Here is a 19,837-nt window from a genome sequence, read left to right on the forward strand (position 1 = left end):
CGGACGCCATGAGCGTCAACATCGGAATCGCTGCGGAAGCGATCACCTCCGGGGAGCCGATCAAGCGGCGCCGTGGAGCGAAGGCGCCGAAGGTGCCGAAGGTCAAGGTGCGCTACAACAAACGCGAGGCCATCGCCGGCTACCTGTTCATCGCCCCGTGGATCGTGGGATTCCTGATCTTCACCGCCGGCGCGATGATCTACAGCCTGTACATCTCGTTCAGCAGCTACAACCTGGCGACCAACCGTTCTCGTCCCGTGGGACTCGAGAACTACGCGCAGCTGTTCGAGGACCCGAAAGTCTCGCTCGCTCTCGGCAACACGCTGTTCTACGCAGTACTCGCCGTTCCGGCCGAAATCATCTTCGCTGTCGTGCTGGCACTCGTGCTGGACAAGATCACCCGGGGCGCCGGGGTTTTCCGCACGCTGTACTACCTGCCCAAAATGACCCCGGCGGTGGCCACGGCATCCGTGTTCTTCCTCCTGCTCAACGGCAACACGGGAGCCGTCAACCAGTTCCTGCGCGTCTTCGGGATCGAGGGCCCGCAGTGGCTGATCGACCCGGCATGGGTCAAGCCCAGCATCGTGATCATGGCGCTGTGGACCGTCGGCGGGACGATGGTCATCTTCCTCGCCGCGCTGAAGAACGTGCCGGTGGAGCTCTACGAGGTCGCCTCGATCGATGGCGCGGGGCCGATCCGGAAGTTCTTCTCGATCACCCTTCCGATGATCTCGGGTGCAATGTTCTTCAACGTCATCGTGTTGTCGATCGCCGCATTCCAGGTCTTCGATCAGGCGTACATCCTGTTCTGGCGAGACACGGCCAACACCGCTCCCGATGCTTCGTTGTTCTATGCGATCTACCTGTTCCAGCAGGCCTTCCGTCAGTTCAACTTCGGCTTCGCGGCCGCGCTCGCCTGGCTGTTGTTCGTCATCATCCTGCTGATCACCTTCATCCAGATGAAGGTCGGCAACCGATTCGTCTATTACGAGGGAGACCGCTGATGTCGGTGTTTCAGGAGACCCCCGGCGTAGCGGAGCCGATGCCGGAGATGGCGCTCTCCGTGGATCCGACGCTCAAGCCGAAGCCGCGCCGCAAGATCTGGACTCCGCAGACCTTCATCGGCAGATTCCTGCTGTGGGTGGTCGCCATCGCGTTCGCCCTGCTGTTCATCTACCCGTTCGCCTGGCTGCTCGCGGCGAGCTTCAAGCCCCGAGGCGAGGTGTTCGACAACAAGCTGATTCCCGAGACGTTCCTCCCGCAGAACTACGTCGACGTGTGGAACCAGCTGCCGCTGCTGAACTGGATGTTCAACAGTCTCGCGATCGCGCTGCTGGCGGCGACCGCGGTAGCGGTGTCCAGCTCGATCGTGGCGTTCGGATTCGCATACTTCAAGTTCCCCGGAAGGAGCCTGCTGTTCGGCCTCGTCCTGGCGACGATGATGCTGCCGGGCGCCGTGACGATGATCCCGATCTACCTCATCTGGAAGGAGACGGGATTGCTGGGCACGTGGGTGCCCCTCTTCGGCATGAATCTCTTCGGTTCGGCTTTCTACATCTTCCTGCAGAGGCAGTTCTTCCTGGGGTTGCCGAAAGAGCTCTTCGAAGCAGCCAGGTTGGACGGCACGAGCTATTGGGGAATGTTCTGGCGCATCGCGATGCCGCTGTCGATCCCGTCGTTCATCATCGTCTTCCTCTTCGAATTCCAAGCGAGCTGGAACAACCTGCAGTCGGCGCTGATCTACCTCAACGCGGGATCTCCCGAGGGATTCACCGCACCGCTCGGGATCGCCTACGCGATGACGAAGTACAGCCCCACGAACGGCGGTCAAGGTGACTACCAGTACGTCATGGTCGCGGCGCTGATCGTGACGATCCCGATGCTCATCCTCTTCGCCTTCGGTCAGCGGTATTTCGTCGAAGGAATCGCAACGACGGGCCGCAAGGGCTGAAGTTTCGAGCGTCCTCCTGGCGCTCGATTTCAACGGTCTGGCATCGATGCCAGATCGTGACCATCACGAACAGATAAACACGCGGTTTTTTCTTGTCATCACTGTGACATGTGGCTAGCTTGATGTGGGAAGGTTCCCACATTGCGAACCTCCAGCACAGCGAGGGGCGGAATGAACCGCTCCAATCGAAAGGATCGAAATGCGTAAGCGCATGACTGCCATCGTGGCGCTGGGGGCGGCATCTGCGCTGATGCTCGCCGCCTGCTCCGGCGGTGGCGACGAGACCGCGTCCGGCTCGGACGTCGACTTCACCGCCGCGCCGACCGGCGACCTGTCCGCGTGGGGGTTCGAGAACGCGGATGACGTGGGTCAGGCGAGGCTCGACTACGCCGCAGCGCAGCTCGGCGACGTCACCGTCGACCTGGACGCGACGGCGTTCGATGCCCAGAAGTTCACCACACGCGTGGCGAGCGGCGACGTTCCCGACGTCGTGCAGATGGATCGTCGCTACGTCACCCAGTACGCGGCGCAGGGGCTCATCCAGCCCCTCGATGCGTGCTTCGAGGCTCAGGACGTCGACCCGTCGACACTGTGGTACCCCTCGGTGGTGGACGATGTCACCTACAAGGACGAGGTCTGGGCGGTGCCGCAGTTCTACCAGCCCCCGGCCATCCTGGTGAACATGAACGTGCTGAACGAGGCGGGTGTCACTCCCGAGGAGATCGACACGTCCCAGCCCGACGTCCTACTCGCCGCCGTCAAGAAGATGTACCAGGAGTCGGGCGGCGTGCCCACGCGTCTCGGATTCGACCCGGTGTCGACCGGCTCCTCCGGACTGTGGATCCTCGGCCTCGGCGGCCAGCTCAATGACGCCGACGGAAAGCCGACACTGGATGACCCCCGCAACCTGGCCGGTATCGAACTCCTCAAGGAGATCAACGACGCGCAGGGCGGGTTCGCGAAGGTGAAGAGCTTCACCGACTCCTTCGACACGTTCGGAGACAACAACCAGTACGTGGCCAATCAGGTCGGTGCGCAGATCAACGCGCAGTGGTATCCCAACGTGCTCGCCCCCTACGTCGAGGAGATCGACATCCGCGCCGTGCCTTTCCTGGACTCCGACGGCAACCCGTTCGCCGTCGCCGGCGGATCGTCGTTCGTCATCCCGGTCGGCGCGAAGAATCCCGCCGCCGCCTGCGCCTGGATGAACGAGCTCACCGCGCTCGACTCGTGGCTCGCCGCGGGTACTGCCCGTGACGAGACGCGCGCCGCGGACGGGGGAATCAACACCGGGCTGTTCACCGGCTCGCCGGAGGCTGATCAGCAGATCCGCGACAAGTCCGTCAAGCCGTCCGGCAACGAGAACTTCGACCAGGTCATCTCGACCTACTACGACGTGGTGGGCTACGGCACGAGCTATGGTTCGTCACCGGCCGGGCAGACCATCAACACCGAGCTGAACAACGCCGTCACATCGGCACTGCTCGGGGAGAAGTCGCCGGAGCAGGCTCTACAGGACGCGCAATCGGCAGCGATTCGCGACTACGAGAACGCCATCGCCGAAGGCTGATCACCTCTGTCGAAGGGCGGGCGTGCTGACAGCCGCTCGCCCTTCGTCATCCCCTCCGCGCCCCGACCCCGACACGCCCGGAAGCTCATGACGATTCGCCAGATCCTCCTCGTCCCCCATACCCACCATGACGTGGGCTACACGAACAGTCCCCGCATCATCGACGACATGCATGCGCGGATCGTCGACCGCGTGCTGGACCTCGCTGGTCCGGCCACCGGAAGGGACGATGAGTTCCGCTGGACGTTCGAGGTCGCGCGCCCCGTGCTGAACTTCCTTCGGAGGGCTGCTCCTGATCGCCGCGCCGCGCTCCGCGATCTGGCCGCGGCAGGACGCGTCAGCGTGACGGGCGGGTATCTCAACATGACGCAGCTGTCGAGCGCCGCAGAGACCGCAGCCGGTTACGAAGAGCTCTCCGCGATGCGCGACGCGGGACTCGTCCCGCGGACTCAGCAGCACGGTGACGTGAACGGACTGTCCTGGGGGATCGTCGATCAGATGCTGGACGCCGGTATCGACCGCCTGGTCATGGCGCTGAACCCCGACCACGGTCGGCCACCGTTCGTCCAGCCGTCGGGGTTCCACTGGGTCGCTCCGACAGGGCGCCGCATCTTCGTCTGGCTGTCGACGCACTACGGGTTCGGCGAGGAGTGGGGAATCATCGACGGGGACGTCGCACTCGCGGATCGACGCATATCCGAGTTCGTCTCCGCCCTCGAAGGGCGGAGTGATTACGGCTGGCAGACAGCGGTGGTCCATGCGGCCAACGACAATCGCTGGCCGACCGACCGCTTCCTCGACGTCGTGCGCGCATGGAACGTCCGGCACCCCGACCTCCCCATGCGCACGGCGACGATCGACGAGGCCGTCGACGTGCTCGAGAGGGAGGCGCAGGGCTTCGAGATCCCCCTCGTGCGGGGCGAGTGGGCGGACTGGTGGTCCCATGGACACGGTTCCACCGCCCGCGAGGTCGCCGTCTACCGGGAGGCGGGGACGTTCGCCCGGTCGGCGCAGAGTTCGCTCGCCCTCGCAGGCCTACGGGGCGAGCGGGCGACGCCCCTGGCCGAGGTCCTCGGATACCGGCGCGGCCCGGTGCGGCTCCGCACGGCGGACGAGATCCACGAGGCGATGACCCACGTCGACGAGCAGCTGCTCCTGTACGGCGAGCACACCTGGGGGAGCTGGGAGACGTACTCCAAACCGCACTCCACCTTCACGCACTCCCACCACAACGCGAAGTCCGCCTTCGCCTACGACGCATGGGACCACGCCCGGGACCTGGCCATCGAGGGGTGGTACCGCTCCGTCCACGCGGGTGCACCCGCATCGTCCGACCGCGATGTCGCGCGCGTCGTCGTCGCCAATCACTCGGAGTCCGATCGCGTCGAGGTGGTCGACGTCGAGGTCGACGGCGCGCGCCACGTGCGCCTCGCCGCCGCGGTCCCTGCTTTCGCGACGGCATCCTTCGACGTGCCCGCCGTCCCGCAGGAAGACGAGGCCGGCAACGGCATCGTGAAGACCGACCTCTACCGGCTCATCGTGGACCCCTCCCGCGGCGGCGTGATCTCGATGGTCGATCGTGGAACAGGTCGAGAGCTGATCGACCCCGACGGGCTGAGCGGCCTCGGCGCCGTCGTCGCCGAGGTCGTCGCCGAGGGATCCGATCATCCGATGCTGACGACGTCGCCCAAACTCTTCCATCCCGAGCATCCGGGGCCACTTTTCGAGGCGGTCGTGGCCGATGGATCGGGCCCGGTCCGCGTGACCCGTGGGGGGCGCCTGACACGAATCTCGTGGGGGTCCGCACTTCCGGGCATCCTGCAGGCCGAGACGGTGGTCACCATCTCGGACGACGTGCCGGACGTCGACGTCGACGTCGAGGTCCGCAAGCCCGAGCATTTCGGTCCGGAGAGCATCTTCGTCGCATTCCCCTTCGACGTCGAGGAGCCCGAGTTCCTCCTCGAGACGGCCGGTGCCGTCTTCCAGGCGGAGTCGGAACAACTGCCGGATACGAGCAAGGACTGGTACAGCATCCAGCAGGCGATCGGCGTTCGCGGGAATGGTCAGGGCATCCTCTGGGGCACGCGTGACGCTCCGCTGGTGCAGCTCGGCGGGTTCCACACGGGTCAGTGGGCCCGAACGCTGGATACCGAGCGCGGTCACGTGATGAGCTGGCTGATGAACAATCTCCATTTCACGAACTTCCCCGCGCGGCAGGACATCGCCCGCACGTTCCGCTACCGCTTCCGACCGGCAGCTGTGACTCGAGCCGACGTGCGGCGGTACGGCCGTGACCTGCGAGAACCGCTGCAGGCGCGTCACTACCGCGGGCCGGCCCCGCTGCAGGCACTCGCACCCCTGAGGGTGGAGCCGGCGGCGCAGATCCTGGTGGAGCTGAGACCCCTCGCCGAGGAACGCGTCCGCCTCCGGTTGCACAACATCGCCGACGAGGGGGTCGATGCACGGGTGGATGTTTTCCCCGACGGGTGGGAGGCGGATGCGGCATCGCCCGTGCATGTTCCTGCGCGGGGGACGATCGACCTGCTCCTCACGCGGTCGAGCCACTGACGCGCCCTCTCTCGCATTGATCAACGGATCAATAGACTGGGAGCAGAGGTTCGAGGGGAAGTGCACCCGGTGTCACCAGCTCCGCGCAAGAAGGCGGCTCGCAAGTCGCCGGCCGAGAGGTCGGCGGAGATCGCGCAGGCCGCCCGCGATCTCGCACTCGAGCAGGGGCTCGCGGGCGTCACGCTCCGCGCCCTCGCCGCGCGGATCGATGTGACCCCCGCGCTCGTCGCGCACTACGAACCCAGCATGGACGTCGTGGTGGCCGACGCCTTCGGGTCGATCGTCGCGACCGAGATCGACGAGGTCCAGGCCGAGATCGCATCGCTGGAGACCGCGACGGCCCGCATGATGGCCATGGTCGACACGCTGCTGGACGGCACGAGGGATGACGTCACGGTCGTCTGGGTCGAGGCCTGGGCGCTCGGTCGCCGCAACGAGAAGCTGGCCGCCCAGGTCCGCACGCAGATGGACGCCTGGCAGGCGGCCCTCGAGACCGTCATCGCCGACGGAGTCGCGGCGGGCGAGTTCGACGTGACGGATGCCGCGGCCACCGCCTGGCAGGTGCTCGGCATGATCGACGGTCTCAACGCCCAGGCTCTCGTCCGCTGGAACGACGCGGGCGTCCGTGGCTCACTCCTCCACCGTGCCCTGGAGGGGATGCTCGGCGTGAAAGGGTTCTCGCTCGGCGCGAGCGCCTGAGCGCCGGAGCGGTACCCGGGGCGAGACCGCACCCCGCCCCGGCCCCGGCTACGCCTGCTCGTCGAACTCGGCGAGCCTCATCGTTGCGGTCGCGCTGTGCGCAGCCATGCCCTCGGAGTCGGAGATGACCTGCACGGCATGAGCGAGCTCGGGCGTCGCCGACCGGGCGATGCGCTGGTAGGTCAGCGGCTTGAGGAATCTCGACACGGACAGCCCGGCGCTGTGCTTGGCACCGCCCGCGGTGGGGAGCACGTGGTTCGTCCCGGCCATGCCCTTGTCGGAGTAGGCCACGGTGCTCCAGGCGCCGAGGAAGATCGACCCGTAGTTGCGGAGGCGATCGTGGTACCAGTCGTCGTCGGCGGTGATGACCTCGAGGTGCTCCGGGGCCAGATCATCCATCAGCAGCGCGGCGGTCTCGCGGTCCTTCGCGACCGTCACGACCCCGTAGTCCCGCCATGCGGGCCCCGCGATCGGCTCGGTCGCCAGCGTCGTCAGCTGGCGCTCGACGGCTGCGATCACCGCCCGGCCGTGCTCCTCCGAGGTGGTGACGAGCGCGGCGGGGGAGTTGGGTCCGTGCTCGGCCTGGCCGAGCAGATCAGCGGCGACGATCTCAGGGTCGGCCGTCTCGTCCGAGATGACCGCGACCTCGGAGGGACCGGCCAGGAGGTCGATCGTGACGGTGCCGAACAGCTGACGCTTGGCCTCGGCCACGAAGGCGTTGCCGGCGCCCACCAGCATGTCGATCGGGGGCTCCCCGAGCAGCCCGTAGGCCATCGCGGCGAGCGCCTGCACGCCGCCGAGCACGAACACGCGGTCGACGCCTGAGAGGTGTGCGGCGTAGACGACCGCGTCGTTGGCGCCGCCGTCCGGCTGCGGCGGGGTGCAGGCGATCACGGTCGGCACGCCGGCGGCCTTCGCGACGCCGACCGTCATGAAGGCGCTCGCGGTCAGCGGGAAGCGTCCGGCGGGCAGGTACGCGCCCACGCGTGAGACCGGGATGTACCGGGCGCCCGTGACGAGGCCGGGGACCAGCTCGGTTTCGAAGTCGACCAGATGCGCGCGCTGCTCGGCGGCGAACGCCTTCGTGCGAGCCGATCCGAGTTCGATCGCCTCGCGGAGGTCGGCGGGCAGTCGGTCGCCGCTGGTGGCGATCTGCTCGGCGGTGAGTTCGATGTCGCCGCCCTGGTAGTTGTCGAGCGAACGCGCGTAGTCCAGAACGGCGTCCAGGCCGCGGCGCTGGATGTCGGCGAGCATCTCGGAGACGGTCGCGATGACCGCGGGGTCGCGCTGGGCGGCGGGCGCATCCACGAGCGGGGTCTTGAGGTGGTGGAACGAGCCGTCGAGGCTCTGCAGAAGAGGGGGGCTGTATTGCATACGACGACGGTAGATCCTCGCCTGATCCCCCACAAGAGCCGTACATGCGATGCGAACCACAGGGTTTACCATTGGCACGTGACCCTCGCTCAGCTCAAGGCCTTCCTGGCCGCGCTGCAGTTCGGGTCCTTCACGGCGGCGGCGGTCGAACTCGGTGCGACGCAGGCGTCGATCTCGGAACTGGTGGCGCGCCTCGAGCGCGAGCTGGGCGTCCGCCTCTTCACCCGCGGTCCGCGCCGCCTCACGCCGACCGACGCGGGGATCGCGCTGCGGGAGCACGCCGAACTCGCCGTCAGCGCGATCGCCAACGGCGTCGAGACCATCGCCGCGCTGCATGCGCTCGAGGGTGGCACCTGCACCTTCGGGGTGCTGCGCAACGCCGCGTACTACGACCTGTCCGACCTCGTACAGCGTTTCCATCAGCAGCATCCGAATGTCAAGGTGCGCTTGGTGGGCCTCAACTCGGCGCTCGTGGCCGAGTCGATCGCCGCCGGCGAGATCGAGGCCGGCCTGCTCGTGCTGCCGATCGACGAGCGGGGCCTCCGCATCACCCCGCTGTTCCGCGACGAGGTGCTCTACGCGTCAACACGTCGGAACGCCCGTGACGGCGCCGTGCGCATCGACGAGGTCGCCCGCGCGAAGCTCGTGCTGTACGACGCCTACGCGGGCTGGAACGATCCCACGCGGCGTCAGCTGCTCGAGCGTGCGCGCCTCGAGGGGCTGACGATCGACCCCGCCATCGAGGTCGAGCACGTCGAGACCGCGCTGAGCCTCGTCGCCACGGGCGCCGCCGACACGATCGTGTCGCGCACGATCGCCGAGTCCGCGTCCTTCCCTCCGGGCGTCGAGGTCACGCCTTTCGCGGAGCCCCTCTTCGACACGATCGCGCTCGTCCAACGCGAGGGCGCCTACCTCTCGCCCGCGACGCGACGCCTCGCCGAGCTGGCCGAGCGCACACTGCTGGCCAAGGTCGGCGAGCACGAGGGGCGGTCCCGCGCGGGGTGAGGTGAAGACGGATGCCGCGGCATCCGTCTCTCAATACAGGTCGGGTCTGCGGTCGGCGAAGAGGTCGTTGTGCGGGGGGAGGGTCTTGTCGCCCGGTGCCCGCAGCCTCAGCGTCGCGACCGCGGAGCCGCGATCGTCGGCGCTCGCGGCGACCCACCCGTCTTCGTCGATGACGGCTGTGCCGCCCGTCCACTCGACACCGCGTTCGGCGCCCCGGCGGTCGGAGATCACCGTGGCCAGTCGAGAAGATCGGGCAGCCGCCATCGCCTGAATGGTCTCGGGGGCCCGCTCGCCCTCGGGCCTCGGCACGAGCGGCCAGTTGACCGGCAGCGCGAGGAGATCGGCGCCGCCGAGGGCGAGACGGCGCGGCACTTCGGGGAACTCGTTGTCGTAGCAGATGGCGACCGCGAGGCGGCCCAGCGGGGTGTCGAAGATCGCGCCCGCTCTCGGTCCTCGCTCGAAGAGGACCGCCTCAGCCCCCCACAGGTGGGACTTCCGGTAGTCGCCGATCCTCCGGTCGTTCGTGAGCACCGCGGCGGAGTTGAACAGCCCGGCGTCGTCGCGCTCCGCGTAGCCGACCACGGCCACGGTCCCCGCGGGCAACGCCGACGCGAGATCCGCCCATCCGGCGTGATCGCGCGGGACCGCGGCCGCAGCCGCTTCGTCCCGATCGGCGAACACGTAGCCGCTGGTTGCGAGCTCGGGCAGCACGATGAGCTGCGCGCCCTCCTGGACGGCCCGCTCCAGGGCGGTCCGGATGCGTGCGAAGTTGCCGACGACCTCGCCCAGATGGATCTCGGGCGAGGTCGCGGCGACGCGCAGTTCTCGAGTCATGCAGTGACGGTCGTACGACCGCTCAGTCGTCTTCCGTGGCGGTGACCATGACGCCGACGGGGGCGAGGTAGCCGTTCGGATCGATCATCCAGTCGGCGTCGCGCGCCGCATCGACGACCTCGGGGGCCCACTCCAGGTAGACGCGGTCGTCGCCCGAGTTGACGACGAGCAGTTCGCCCGCACCCGATTCACCGGCCTCGATGCAGCGGAACGCCCGCCAGGCGCCTGCGGGTACCGAGAACGAGTCCGAGGGGCCGATCTCGATCGTCGTCGCCGGGTCGCCGTTGAGCGTGATCGCCCAGCGCCCCGACTTCACCAGCAGCGCCTGCGTCTTGTCGTGACGGTGACGCAGCAGCCCCTCGTCCGCCGCGGCGCGCACCCATGCCATGTTGAAGGAGTGCGGCTCGTGGATGTTGGGGACCTGACGGCGGTCTTCGCTCATGCCGTACCCGATCGCGAGGCTGAGCTCGGCGGCACCTCCGGGGAGGCTCGCGCACAACAGCGCGTTGCGGCTGTAGACGCGGTCGCCCGGCTGGATGACCCGGCCCCGCATCTCGTCGACCGAGTAGGTGGTCAGCTCGTCGATGTACTTCTGCTGGATCGGCTTGATCAGCGTGGCGCCCTCGGGGAGGACGTCGCCCGCGACGGTGTCGATGAGCTGGTTGTCGGCGGTGAGGTGCAGGCCGTACGACTCGGCCTCCTTCAGCACCGACGGACCCCAGATGATGCCGCCGGTGACGTCGCGGCCGAGGACGGTCCAGAGGATGCCGTCGTCCGGGCCCTCGTTCGTGAAGCCGCGGAAGATCCAGGTCGGGATCGAGATGATGTCGCCGTCGGTGCTGACGTACTCGCCCTGCTTCCCGTCGATGCCCCATCGGAGCCGGAACTGGCCGCCCAGGTTGACGAAGACCTCGGCGGTGAAGTGCAGGTGGAGGTTGTTCGAGATCCCCGCCGGCATACCGGCGGCGCCGGTGTTGAATCCGTGCTCCTCGGTGAGGTTGATGACCTGGCCGGCGTTCTGCGAGACGCCGCCGCCGATGAACGCGTAGTTCTCCTTGCGGTCGGACCCCGGCGTGCGGCAGTCGATGAAGGCCGCGTTGTGCGGCACCCAATCGGTCTTGCGGATCGTGCGACGCTCGATCTCGTGCCCATCGACGATGACGTCGTGGCTCAGGTGACCGGTGCTCATGTTCTCTTCTTTCTCTTCAGGAGGTGTCAGTAGATGTTCGTGGGGCCGACCGGCTCGTCGCCGCGCATGCCGGCGATCTGCGCCCGGAGGGCGATGTCATCCCACAGGCGCACTTCCTTGACGAGCGCGCCGTTGTGGAAGGTGAACTGGGAGATGCCCAGCACGTCGACGGGCGCGCCGGTGAGCGGGCCGTAGTCGGGCTTGCCGTTGTATGCGCCGACGAACTTCCAGGTGACGGCTACGCGGAGACCCGCGTACCGCACGTCGTAGTTGGTCTGGATGTCGCGGATCTCGAACTGTCCGGCGGGGAAGGCCTCCAGGAAGCGCAGGAGCGCGCGTCGGTAGCCCTCGGGGCGGATCACCAGGCGGTTGCCGACGGTGAGCAGCACCAGGTCGCGGTGGAAGAACTTGTCGACCTTCTGCAGGTCCCGGTCGTTCCACACGGTCTGGATCATGTCGAGCACGGTCTCGACCTCGGGGCGGTAGTCGTCAGGGCGGGCGCCGGAGTCGCCGAGGGCGATCGGATCACGGGGCGCCGGCTCGGTCCACGACCCCGTATAGCCGCGGAACGCCTGGGCGCGGGCGAGCTCATCGAGGTCGTCGCCACGGAGAAGGGCGCCGGCGAGCGAGTCGCGCACGACCCACTCCTCCACCATCCGGCCGCGCCGGTAGAGGCAGTTCGCGATCGTCCTGCTGTATTCCGACGTCTGCAGCTGCCCCGAGAGGACCAGGTGCGAGCTGAGGAACGCGTCATCGCCGCGCGCTTCCCAGATGACGTCTTCTGCCTGGCCGGTGCGGTCGGGAGTGGAGGAGATGCGCATCAGCGTCCCCTCGATCACCTCGTCCCGAGTGGTCGACGTGCCGTACGCGCCGTGCACGATCGAGTCGGGCTCGTAGTTCTCGCGGATGTAGCTGATCGAGCGGTCCACCCAGATGAGGTCGGTGACCTCGCGGATGAAGTCGTCGGGGTCGGCGTACGGCTGGTAGGCGACCGGATCGAGAGGCACGCGTGCACTCCTTCTGTTCGTGGCCCGCATGCGACGGTATGCCGCGGGCTCTGGAGGTGTGATTGGCAGTGTATGCGTATGCACAACTGAACGCAAGGCAGGGCGCCGGCGCTCGACAGGGGTCGAAGAGCGGTCAGCCGCGACGGGGAGCGGCGAGCGTGCTGCGCTCGATGAACGACGTGGGGAACTCGACGTGGGCCACGGTCGCGTCGGGCTGCTCGATACGCCGCGTCATCAGGCGGGCAGCCTCCCGCGCCATCGCGACGAAGTCGTACGCGATGGTCGTGAGTTCGATGATGGGCCAGGATGCGGCCGGCAGATCGTCGAAGCCGACGATCGAGACGTCGCCGGGAACGGATGCCCCGGCCCGGCGTGCGGCGTTGAGGGCGCCGTAGGCGACGACGTCGTTTCCGCAGAAGACGACAGTGGGCGGGACGGGGAGGGCGAGCAGTGAGGCCGTCGCCTGGTCTCCCGCCACGGTGTCGAAGGGGCTCCTGCGCATGTACTGCGGTTCCAGTGCGAGTCCGTGCTCGGCGAGGGCGGCGCGCAGGGCGATCTCGCGGGATTGGGCGGTGCTGGTGTTGCTCGGTCCGAGGACCGCGCCGATGCGCGTGTGCCCCAGCTCGACGGCCCGCGAGGCGGCGGCCGCGAACCCGGCGGCGGGGGAGACGACCGTGGCGTCGGCGTCGACGAACGAAGCCGTGCGATTGAAGTACACGAAGGGAAGGCCGCGGTCGCGGAGGCGCAGGGGGGCCACGGAGTCGACGGTGGTGGTAGCGAGGATGACGCCGTCGAGCCCGTTGGCGATGAGACGTTCCGCCACCGCCTCGTTGTCGTCCGTCTCGGTGTGGAGCATGAGCTGGTAGCCCGTGCGTTCGAGCTCGTAGTGCACCGGTGCGATGATCTGCGCGTAGAACTGATTCGCGAGATCGGTCACGAGCAGACCGATCCGCCGTGTGCGTCCCGAGGACAGAGCGCGGCCGGCTTCGCTCGGCACGTAGCCCAGCAGAGCGGCGGCCTCGCGCACCCGTTGCTTCGTCCCCTCGGAGACGCGGGGGTCGTCGCGCAGCGCCCGCGACACGGTCGGCTGCGACACGCCCGCCAGTCGCGCGACATCTCGGCTCGTCACGGCCATGTCCACCCCCTCACCCCGATGGTGGTTTGGCCGCAGTCTAGCGGGACTTGACCGGAGGTTGCATACGCAAGCATAATGTGAACATACGTATGCACACTCGTGTGCCGAAAGGAAGCACTGATGCCCCTGTACCTGAAGAGCGCGCCCACGAAGTCGTTCACGGACACGGCCCAGAGCGACGTCGCCGAGCGCGTGACGTCGATCATCGCCGATATCCGCTCGCACGGCGACGCCGCCGTGCGGAAGTACTCCGAGACCTTCGACCGCTGGTCGCCCGAGGCGTTCCGCCTCGACGACGCGCGGGTGGAGGAGATCATGGCGACGCTCGACCCGCAGGTGATCGAGGACATCGTCTTCGTGCAGCAGCAGGTGCGCACTTTCGCCCAGGCGCAGCGCGACACGCTGACCGACATCGAGGTCGAGACCCTGCCCGGTGTCTTCCTCGGTCAGAAGCACGTGCCCGTGCAATCGGCCGGAGCGTACATCCCCGGTGGCAAGTACCCCCCTGACGGCATCAGCGCACATGACGATCATCACCGCGAAGGTCGCCGGCGTGCCCCGTGTCGTCGCGTGCACCCCGCCCATCCGCGGCGAGATCCCTGCGGCCACGGTCGCCGCGATGAAACTCGCCGGCGCCGACGAGATCTACGTTCTCGGCGGTGTCCAGGCGGTGGCGGCGATGGCCGTGGGGACCGAGACGATCGCTCCGGTCAATCTCATCGCCGGTCCGGGCAACGCGTACGTCGCCGAGGCGAAGCGCCAGCTGTTCGGCGAAGTGGGCATCGACCTGTTCGCCGGCCCCACCGAGATCCTCATCGTCGCCGACGAGCACGCCGACCCGTTCCTCACCGCGGTCGATCTGCTCTCGCAGGCCGAGCACGGTCCCGAATCGCCGGCGGTACTCATCACGACGTCGAAAGAGCTCGGAGAGCAGGTGATGGCGCAGATCGAGCAGCTGCTGCCCGGTATGTCGACGAAGGACTACGCCGAGCCGGCCTGGCGCGACTGGGGGCAGGTCATCGTCGTCGACGATCTCGACGAGGCGTACACCCTGGCCGATTCGTTCGCCTTCGAGCACGTCCAGATCTTCACCGAAGAACCTCGGGCTGCGCTCGAGAAGATGCACGACTACGGGGCCCTGTTCCTCGGCGAGAACACCTGCGTCTCGTACGGCGACAAGGTGATCGGCACCAACCACGTGCTGCCCACCCTGGGAGCAGCCCGCTACACGGGCGGCCTGTGGGTCGGCAAGTACCTGCGCACGGTCACCTACCAGCAGATCCTCGATCCCGCGTCCTCCGCGAAGCTCGGCGAAGTCTGCGGCCGCGCGGCGCGTGTGGAGTTGTTCGAGGGTCACGCCCGATCGGGTGACGCGCGCGCGTGGCGTCACGGCGGAGCATCCTTCCCCTGGATCGAGGAGAACCTCGCAGCGGGGGTCGGCACGCGATGACCGACCTCGCGGGACGCACGGCGCTCATCACGGGCGGGGGCAGCGGATTGGGCGCCGCCATCGCGCGGGCCCTGCACGGCGAGGGGGCGGACGTCGTGGTGGTCGGACGCGACACCGCGAAGCTCGACGCCGTGGTGGGCAGCCTCGGCGACCGGGCGCGCGCGGTGATGTGCGATGTGGCCGACCCCGCGGCCGTAGATCGCCTGGCCGAGGCGCTCGAGGGCGTGGACGTGTCGATCCTCATCAACAACGCAGGCGTTCCCGGGCCGGTGGCCGCGCTCACCGACATCTCGGTGGAGGACTGGGACGCGGTCTTCGACGTCAACGTGCGGGGCACGTTCCTGATGTGCCGGGCGTTCCTGCCGGGGATGGTGCAGCGCGGCACCGGCGACGTGATCAACGTCGCGTCGGTGTCGGGCAAGCGCCCCCTCGCGCACCGGACCCCCTACTGCGCGTCGAAGATGGCGGTGATCGGGCTGACCACGACGCTCGCCTACGAGGTCGGTCCGGCCGGCGTCACCGTCAACACGCTGTCACCGGGCCCCGTCGCCGGACCCCGTATGGAGCGCAACTTCCGCCTCGAGGCCGAGCGGTCCGGCAGCTCGGTACAGGATGCGGAGCAGGCGTTCGTCTCCCGGTCGGCGCTCGGGCGGATGATCACCGAGGAGGAGGTCGGACGAGCCGTGGTGGCGATGCTCGCGATGCCCGGTATGTGCGGTGCAGACGTCGACCTCTCCGCCGGGATGGTGGCCTGATGTCGCTCAGTCTGCGGGCCCGCGCCGAGGCGGGTGATCGCCTCCTCGGTGTGCTGCTGCGGATGCCGTCGGAAGAGCTCGTCGAGATGGCGGCCGTCGCCGGTTTCGACTACGTGCTGATCGACTGCGAGCACGGCCCCGCCGACGTCATCGCGTTGCGGCAGCACATCGCCGTCGCCGCGATCCACGACGTGCCGGTGATCGTGCGGGTCGGCGAGGATGACGCGGGGATGATCCTCCGCGCGCTCGACCAGGGCGCGCAGGGCATCCTGGTGCCGCACATCGACTCCGCCGCGGATGCCGCTGCAGCGGTGGCGGCCGCGCACTATCCGCCCGCGGGTCGCCGGGGCTTCGCGACTTACAGTCGAGCGGGACGATTCGGCGAGACGGATGCCGCGACCCATCGCGACTGGTTCCTCGCGAACACCCTCGTGCTCGGGATGATCGAGTCGCCCGTCGGCGTCGCGGCCGCGACGGACATCGTCGCGACGAGCGGGCTCGACGGCATCATGATCGGACCGGCCGACCTCGCCGCGACATCCGGTCCCGGTGACCAGCCACTCGCCGCCGCTACCGCGCAGGTGAACGCGGCGATCGCCGCGGCCGGGGTGCTGCGGATGGACATCGTGGGCACCGCCGCCGCCGCGACGGCCGCCTTCGACGACGGCGCGCAGCTCGTCGTCTACAACCTCGCGGCATCGCTGATGGGGCACCTCCGCGGTCTGATCGAACCGCGCGGCTGATGCGTCGCCCTCCGTCAGGACGGCGTCGCCCGCGAGCGGATCAGGTGCCGCAGAACGTCTGGTACGCGCCGAAGTCCGGCGGTGCGGGCGCCGCGTAGCGCTCCCGTCCTGACCGCTCGCGGTAGGGCGACGCGACGACGTCGAGCAGCGTTTCGAACGGAGCGAGGTCGCCGGCGACGGCGGCGTCCAGCGCCTCCTCCACGAGGTGGTTGCGGGGGATGTAGACCGGGTTCACGTCGTCCATGGCAGAGGCATCAGGGCCGGACGACGCCCATCGCAGCATCCAGGCATCGAACGCGGTCGGGTCGGAGAACATCGCGCGTACGCTGTCGGCGTTTCCCCGCGCGGCCGCACCGAGCGCGCGGAAGAACGCGGTGTGGTCCACGCCGCCGGCCTGCAGCACGTCGAGCAGGTCGGCGAGGAGCGGCGGGACGGCGGCAGGATCCAGGTCCGGACGCAGACCGAGTTTCGCGAGCATCCCGGCGGACCAATGCGCGTTGTACCGCGTTCGGAAGGTCTCCAGCGATGCCTGGGCCAGGGTGATCGCGGCGTCGGGATCGTCATCGAGCGTGGGCAGCAGTGTTTCCGCGAAGCGGGCGAGATTCCACTCGGCGACGAGCGGCTGGTTGCCGAAGGCGTAGCGCCCGCCGCTGTCGATGGAGCTGTAGACGGATGCCGCGTCGAACGCGTCCATGAACGCGCAGGGCCCGTAGTCGATGGTCTCGCCCGAGATGGTCATGTTGTCGGTGTTCATCACGCCGTGGACGAAGCCGACGAGCATCCACCGGGCGACGAGCTCCGCCTGTGCTGCGATGACCGCGTTCAGCAGGGCGAGACCGGGGTTGTGCGCGCCGACGAGTTCGGGGTGGTGACGCTCGATCGCGTGCGCTGTCAGACGTCGGACGAGATCGACGTCGCCGGTCGCCGCGGCGTACTGGAAACTGCCCACACGCAGATGGCTGCCGGCCACGCGCGCGAGGACCGCCCCCGGCAGCATCGTCTCGCGCCGCACGGCCTGCCCGGTCGCGACGACCGCCAGAGCACGCGTGGTCGGCACGCCCAGCGCGTGCATGGCTTCGCTGATGATGTACTCGCGGAGCATGGGCGCCACGGCGGCGAAGCCGTCGCCGCCGCGGGAGAACGGTGTCGGGCCCGATCCCTTGAGATGCAGGTCGCGGAGGTCGCCGCGGACGTCGACGATCTCGCCGAGCAGCAGGGCGCGCCCGTCGCCCAGTCGAGGCGAGTAGCCGCCGAACTGATGCCCGGCGTAGGCCTGTGCGACCGGGTACGCCCCGTCGGGCAGCAGATCGCCGACGAGCAGTCTCGCGCCGCCCGCGCTGCGCAGGAACGCCGAGTCGAGACCGAGCTCCGCCGCCAGCGGCTCGTTCAGGACCAGCACGTGCGCGGCGTCGAATGTCGCTGCCTGCCAGGGGACGGCCATCTCGGGCAATTCGCGCGCGAAGCGGCTGTCGAGCGCCACCGTGGTATCTGATCGGACCGTCACACGCTCAAAATTACCGCCGGGGTCCGGCGGCGGGGCCGTCGAGCGGGTCTTCCTCGCGGTCGCTCACCAGTCGTCTCACCACGAGTCTCGCGACGAGTCCGATGATGCGGCCACCTGAGGGAGCCCCTCCAGCAGGGCGATCAGAAACAGCGATCCGGAAATGTTCACCGCAGCTTTTCGAGCGGATTCTCCGCGAGCTTCCTCACGACGCCGCCGTCGACGAGCCGTCGGGCGGCTGTCGTGGGCTTCCGCTCGGCCTGATCGATCACGCATGCACCGAACTCCTGTGCGAGGGCCCCGCGGGGATGCGCGTCGAGCACTTCGCGCAGGAACTCCTCAGGAAGCACATCCGACCGCTGGCCGGAGATATCCAGGCCCGTGGCGATCTCCAGCAGATGTCCTTCGACATCGAGTTCCGGGTCGACGCTCGGCCAATTGTGGCGCACGATCACATCGAGCACCCGTCCGCGCCGGTCGGCGGACCATCCCGCGCCGGCGGTCAATGCGACACCCACGTGTCCTCCCGCGTGCTCATACGAGATCGCGTGGTTGTCGTACTCGGGCACGGTACCGATGTCGTGGAGGATCGCGGCCACGTACAGGAGCTCGTGATCGACGTCCGGACGTCCCTCGACCACGGCGAACGCCTCGGCCCACAACCACGAGCGGACCGCGTGCGCAGTGAGCGCCGTGGACTGGTACTCCGTCGCCAGGGCGAGCGCGCCACGGGCTGCCAGGCTGTCAGGTCGCGGAAAGTCGCTGATACGCACAGCCCATCGTGGCACAACGCAGCGCTCGAAGGCCGGACCGAGTGCAGACTGTCAGGTCGCCGCAAGGCAGTGGCCAAGGGTTCCTGTCGAGTTGATTCCAGCGCCCCACACCACACTGCCGCGAGGTCATTTCCGAAGTTATCCACAGGGCTTCGAATCAGCACTTGATCTGGTAGTTTTCTTCGCTTCGATGTCGGTGGTCCTCGGCAGAATAGGGGGTATGGACAACCTCGCTGACACGCTCCGGCAGGTCGAGTTGACGCTCGGTGCGGTGGTGGGTCGGGCGTATCGGTCGGGCGAGCTGCGGGGCATGGATGACGAGGTCGTGTTGGCGCTTGTGCGGGGGGCGTCGGTGATCGCCCGGCAGGCCGAGGCGTTGGTGGTGGGCGCGGTTGCCGAGTTGGAGGAGCGGATGGATTCCGCGGCATACCCGGACCGGCCCACCACCCGGTTCGGGTGCCGGTCGTTGAAGGAGCTGGTCCAGCGCACCACGCTGGGGTCGGGTCGGACGGCGGGTGACATCGTGAAGGCAGCGCGTGCCCTGCAGCAGCCCGTAGCGGTGTCGACGGGTGAGGTTCTCCCCGCCGCGTATCCGGCGCTGCGTGAGGCAGCGGCCGATGGGGTCGTGGGGGTGGAGGCCCTGGTCGCGGTCGTCGGAACTCTCGCCGCGGCGCAGTGCGACCGGGGGGCGCGTTTGATCGCGGACGCCGAGCTCGCCGCATCGGCTCGCGGGGCCGGGGTGGACGGTGGCCCGTGTCCGGGGGTCGATGATCTGCGGTTGCAGGCGCAGGTGTGGGCGGCGTACCTCGACCAGGACGGTGCCGAACCGCGCGAGACCCGTGCGCTGCGGAAGAGGGCGTTCACGATCGGTGTGTGCCGCGAGGGGATGGTGCCGTGTCGCGGGACCCTGCTGCCGGAGGTTGCCGCCCAGATGCAACGACTGTTCGATAGCATCCTGAACCCGAAGGCGGACGGACCCGACACCCCCGCGGGGCCCCGATTCGTCGACGGCGGCGAGCCGAGCGGCGACGCAGCTCTTGAGGACGCGGTTCCCGACGGCGCGGCTCTGGAGGACGCCGGTGATCCCCGTACGCGGGTCACGCGGCAGCATGACGCGCTCGCGATGATCCTCACCGTCGCGGCGCGGTCAGGCGACGTGCCGTCGATCGGGGGCGCGGCCCCGACCCTCGTCGTGTCCGTGACTGCTGAGGATCTTGTGTCGGGTCGGGGGCACGCTCACCTCGACGGGTGTGACGAACCGGTCTCCCTCGCCGTGGCCCGGC

At 68.4% G+C, this 19,837-nt stretch carries 17 protein-coding genes and 1 pseudogene; 11 read left to right on the forward strand and 7 right to left on the reverse strand.

Translation table 11 applies throughout. The features are described from left to right. Positions 1 to 8 precede the first annotated feature (8 nt). The 5 genes from ACFM35_RS13810 to ACFM35_RS13830 all read left to right on the forward strand — a co-directional run bounded on the left by ACFM35_RS13810 (position 9) and on the right by ACFM35_RS13830 (position 6,788). Entirely contained in the window at positions 9 to 1,004 is a 996-nt protein-coding gene (locus ACFM35_RS13810; RefSeq protein WP_378842973.1) for a carbohydrate ABC transporter permease, read from the forward strand. After that, positions 1,004 to 1,951 (forward strand): carbohydrate ABC transporter permease, encoded by a 948-nt coding sequence (locus ACFM35_RS13815; protein WP_378842975.1) that lies wholly within the window; start codon positions 1,004 to 1,006, stop codon positions 1,949 to 1,951. The genes ACFM35_RS13810 and ACFM35_RS13815 overlap by 1 nt, the downstream gene beginning before the upstream one ends. Positions 1,952 to 2,162: 211 nt before the next feature. After that, a complete protein-coding gene (locus tag ACFM35_RS13820) occupies positions 2,163 to 3,521 on the forward strand; it encodes an ABC transporter substrate-binding protein (RefSeq protein ID WP_378842976.1) in 1,359 nt (452 codons plus the stop codon). Between the two features lie 87 nt (positions 3,522 to 3,608). Next, entirely contained in the window at positions 3,609 to 6,089 is a 2,481-nt protein-coding gene (locus ACFM35_RS13825) for a glycoside hydrolase family 38 N-terminal domain-containing protein (protein WP_378842978.1), read from the forward strand. 69 nt (positions 6,090 to 6,158) lie between these two features. Further along, positions 6,159 to 6,788 carry a TetR/AcrR family transcriptional regulator gene (locus ACFM35_RS13830; RefSeq protein WP_378842980.1) on the forward strand — a complete coding sequence of 210 codons (630 nt, stop codon included), beginning with the start codon at positions 6,159 to 6,161 and terminating at the stop codon, positions 6,786 to 6,788. Positions 6,789 to 6,836: 48 nt separating this feature from the next. On the opposite strand, the gene hisD (ACFM35_RS13835) is transcribed toward ACFM35_RS13830, so the two are convergent. Beyond that, entirely contained in the window at positions 6,837 to 8,162 is a 1,326-nt protein-coding gene (hisD, locus tag ACFM35_RS13835) for a histidinol dehydrogenase (protein WP_378842982.1), read from the reverse strand. Between the two features lie 78 nt (positions 8,163 to 8,240). Here hisD (ACFM35_RS13835) and ACFM35_RS13840 point away from each other — a divergent pair, with 78 nt between their 5' ends. Further along, positions 8,241 to 9,167, forward strand: a complete 927-nt coding sequence (locus ACFM35_RS13840) for a LysR family transcriptional regulator (protein WP_378842984.1) — start codon at positions 8,241 to 8,243, stop codon at positions 9,165 to 9,167. Between the two features lie 30 nt (positions 9,168 to 9,197). Here ACFM35_RS13840 and ACFM35_RS13845 read toward each other — a convergent pair whose 3' ends face one another. The 4 genes from ACFM35_RS13845 to ACFM35_RS13860 all read right to left on the reverse strand — a co-directional run bounded on the left by ACFM35_RS13845 (position 9,198) and on the right by ACFM35_RS13860 (position 13,332). After that, on the reverse strand, positions 9,198 to 10,001 hold the full coding sequence (locus ACFM35_RS13845) for a nitrilase-related carbon-nitrogen hydrolase (protein ID WP_378842986.1): 804 nt from the start codon (positions 9,999 to 10,001) through the stop codon (positions 9,198 to 9,200). Positions 10,002 to 10,023: 22 nt separating this feature from the next. Then, the gene (locus tag ACFM35_RS13850) at positions 10,024 to 11,190 is read right to left on the reverse strand and encodes a hypothetical protein (protein ID WP_378842987.1); all 1,167 of its coding nucleotides are present in this window, start codon (positions 11,188 to 11,190) and stop codon (positions 10,024 to 10,026) included. Between the two features lie 26 nt (positions 11,191 to 11,216). Continuing rightward, a complete protein-coding gene (locus ACFM35_RS13855; RefSeq protein WP_378842988.1) occupies positions 11,217 to 12,197 on the reverse strand; it encodes a nuclear transport factor 2 family protein in 981 nt (326 codons plus the stop codon). A gap of 133 nt (positions 12,198 to 12,330) precedes the next feature. After that, positions 12,331 to 13,332, reverse strand: coding sequence for a LacI family DNA-binding transcriptional regulator (locus tag ACFM35_RS13860; RefSeq protein WP_378842990.1), 1,002 nt, complete (start codon positions 13,330 to 13,332; stop codon positions 12,331 to 12,333). A gap of 120 nt (positions 13,333 to 13,452) precedes the next feature. Between ACFM35_RS13860 and ACFM35_RS13865 the strand changes: the two are divergent. The 4 genes and pseudogenes from ACFM35_RS13865 to ACFM35_RS13880 all read left to right on the forward strand — a co-directional run. Beyond that, positions 13,453 to 13,761, forward strand: a pseudogene (locus ACFM35_RS13865) (histidinol dehydrogenase); the annotation flags it as partial. 94 nt (positions 13,762 to 13,855) lie between these two features. Beyond that, on the forward strand, positions 13,856 to 14,782 hold the full coding sequence (hisD, locus tag ACFM35_RS13870) for a histidinol dehydrogenase (RefSeq protein ID WP_378842992.1): 927 nt from the start codon (positions 13,856 to 13,858) through the stop codon (positions 14,780 to 14,782). Further along, positions 14,779 to 15,537, forward strand: coding sequence for an SDR family NAD(P)-dependent oxidoreductase (locus ACFM35_RS13875; protein WP_378842994.1), 759 nt, complete (start codon positions 14,779 to 14,781; stop codon positions 15,535 to 15,537). The genes hisD (ACFM35_RS13870) and ACFM35_RS13875 overlap by 4 nt, the downstream gene beginning before the upstream one ends. Further along, the gene (locus tag ACFM35_RS13880) at positions 15,537 to 16,280 is read left to right on the forward strand and encodes an HpcH/HpaI aldolase family protein (RefSeq protein WP_378842996.1); all 744 of its coding nucleotides are present in this window, start codon (positions 15,537 to 15,539) and stop codon (positions 16,278 to 16,280) included. Before ACFM35_RS13875 ends, ACFM35_RS13880 begins: the two co-directional genes overlap by 1 nt. Positions 16,281 to 16,320: 40 nt before the next feature. Here ACFM35_RS13880 and ACFM35_RS13885 read toward each other — a convergent pair whose 3' ends face one another. Both ACFM35_RS13885 and ACFM35_RS13890 read right to left on the reverse strand, forming a co-directional pair. Beyond that, positions 16,321 to 17,784, reverse strand: coding sequence for a protein adenylyltransferase SelO (locus ACFM35_RS13885; protein WP_378842998.1), 1,464 nt, complete (start codon positions 17,782 to 17,784; stop codon positions 16,321 to 16,323). Positions 17,785 to 17,948: 164 nt separating this feature from the next. Beyond that, positions 17,949 to 18,569: an HD domain-containing protein gene (locus ACFM35_RS13890; RefSeq protein ID WP_378843000.1), complete on the reverse strand. Its 621-nt coding sequence runs from the start codon at positions 18,567 to 18,569 to the stop codon at positions 17,949 to 17,951. Positions 18,570 to 18,774: 205 nt separating this feature from the next. Between ACFM35_RS13890 and ACFM35_RS13895 the strand changes: the two genes are divergently transcribed. After that, the coding region (locus ACFM35_RS13895) for a DUF222 domain-containing protein (RefSeq protein ID WP_378843002.1) at positions 18,775 to 19,837 on the forward strand (1,063 nt) is incomplete at its 3' end.

It is taken from the genome of Microbacterium songi, from assembly GCF_042747925.1.
Taxonomy (GTDB): Bacteria; Actinomycetota; Actinomycetes; order Actinomycetales; family Microbacteriaceae; genus Microbacterium.